This window comes from Variovorax sp. P4_D9, assembly GCF_056401695.1.
In genome coordinates, this window is sequence record NZ_JBFUIU010001302.1 from 1 (window position 1) to 1,769 (window position 1,769).

At 60.9% G+C, this 1,769-nt stretch carries 1 protein-coding gene; it reads right to left on the reverse strand.

Annotation, left to right across the window (positions count from 1 at the left end):
- Nucleotides 1-763: 763 nt before the first annotated feature.
- Nucleotides 764-1,306, reverse strand: coding sequence for a hemerythrin domain-containing protein (locus AC1DY5_RS54230; RefSeq protein ID WP_478122458.1), 543 nt, complete (start codon nt 1,304-1,306; stop codon nt 764-766).
- Between the last annotated feature and the right edge of the window lie 463 nt (nt 1,307-1,769).

Genomic DNA, 1,769 nt, shown 5'->3' on the forward strand with positions numbered 1-1,769 from the left:
CGCTTTCGACGCGCCTCGGTCGACCCAGGCCGGCTGGTGGATGCCGCGTGCCACGGCGCCAGTCCAGCTTTGTTTCGATTATTGTTTCGCCGAGCAACAATGACCGCAACAATGCTCTCGACGCTCGCGCGCCAGGGCCGTTCGCACCCGAAGGGATCATCTGAGCAGAATCTTTCCTTTGGGAATGAACTCCTCCGAGATTGTCACACTTAAAAAGCTAGGAAGATCAATAGCTTGCGCGCAGAGGTTTCACAGTTGCACGACCCCCGTTCTTCGAAATTAAGGCTGCGGTGGCCCCCGTCTTGAACGGCTGCTAACTGAAGATCCGAACAGCCGTTATGGGCTCACAGCTGACCTTCATGAGTTGTATTTCCGCGCCGCAAAGCAGTCTTTGTCGCGCTCCTCGGAAGTAGCACAGATGGCGGCGCTACCAGCCGAGCCGCCGACGCGCAGTTGCAGGCTTTTCGGTCCGGGGCGCGACACAACGACTCCGAAGCCCAGATGCGAAACGTCGTTCGTTCGATGACGGATGCRSAAATCGAWGAGGKTTCCAGCTTCTACGCCCGGAAGGCAAGCGCCGGCGGTGAACGCTAGAGTCGCTGGTCATTCGGCCGGACGAACGGCGCGCGGGATCAGGAGTCGCCCTTGCCCGCGCCGGTTCGGCGCTACCTTGAACTGGCTCCGGTGAGGCAAATGCCTCGGACTTTGCGAGCGACGCTGCTCGAGTGTCCGAGGAAGCTTTGCCGCCGGATCGGAGCGCCGGTCAACTTGCCGCCAGCAACTCACGCAGCCTCCCATAGGTCTGACTTGGTGCTACTCCGAACAACGGATCCGAACCGGATGGAACCGCCCCTGCGACGATATCCCAGTCCTGCGCTGTGAGCAAACGCGCCGCGCGCGGCAAGATATCCCTTTCCTCGGTGGCAAGGTGGTGCCGGTAATAGACCAAGTAAAGTGCTGCCGCCGCTTCCACGGTCGCGCGTAGGACCAGGGCATCGGCGATGACCTCCTGCAGTCGCGCCACAAGTTCTTCGCCTGCAGCGGCGATTGCGCGATGCTCCTGCAGCAGGCGATTGATTGGCAGTTGCAGCGATGGATCGCGCATGACAAGGCTCGCGAATGCGGCATCCTCTCGCGGATGGTGAAAGCGGTCCCCGAACTCCCGTAGATATGAGACGACCTCGAGCATGAGGTCGACATCCGGACTTTCGCCTTCGTGAAACTTGGTGACCTGCTCTTCAAAGACATCGAGGAGCCTAGAGAAGTTGACATGCTCGGCATGCCATAGCGCGATCGGGTTTGGCATATTGAACCTCCGAGATCCTGTGGAACCCAGCGGCAGTCTACCCAGCCAAGCGCCGAGCTCGATGATCTGTATCAAGCAAACTGCTTGACAGCTGGGAGATTCGGCCTTTTCGCCATTCCCCTGCCGAGTGCCTGTCCCGTACAGCGCGGGGCGGCGCTGCGTCCAGGAATGGTTTGCAGCAGTCTCGGCGCAGAGAGATCGGAGATCGATTTCGGCACAGACATTCCGCGCGAGCGCCTGCTCGCGCAATCGATCGCCATCCGTTGTCCCGCTTGCCAGCTCGCAGCCGAGAACCGGTCTCGCTGTGTCTAACCGTCATGAGGCACGCCGCCGCCGAAGCGGCATCCCGATCGCTCCCACAGTTCCTGGTTACTGCGGTCAGCGCGTTCTGCTAAGCGGACAGTTGTTGCGGCCCGTCCGGAAAAGACGCCTGCGCCGGAACGCAGCGGATAGGCCACATTCC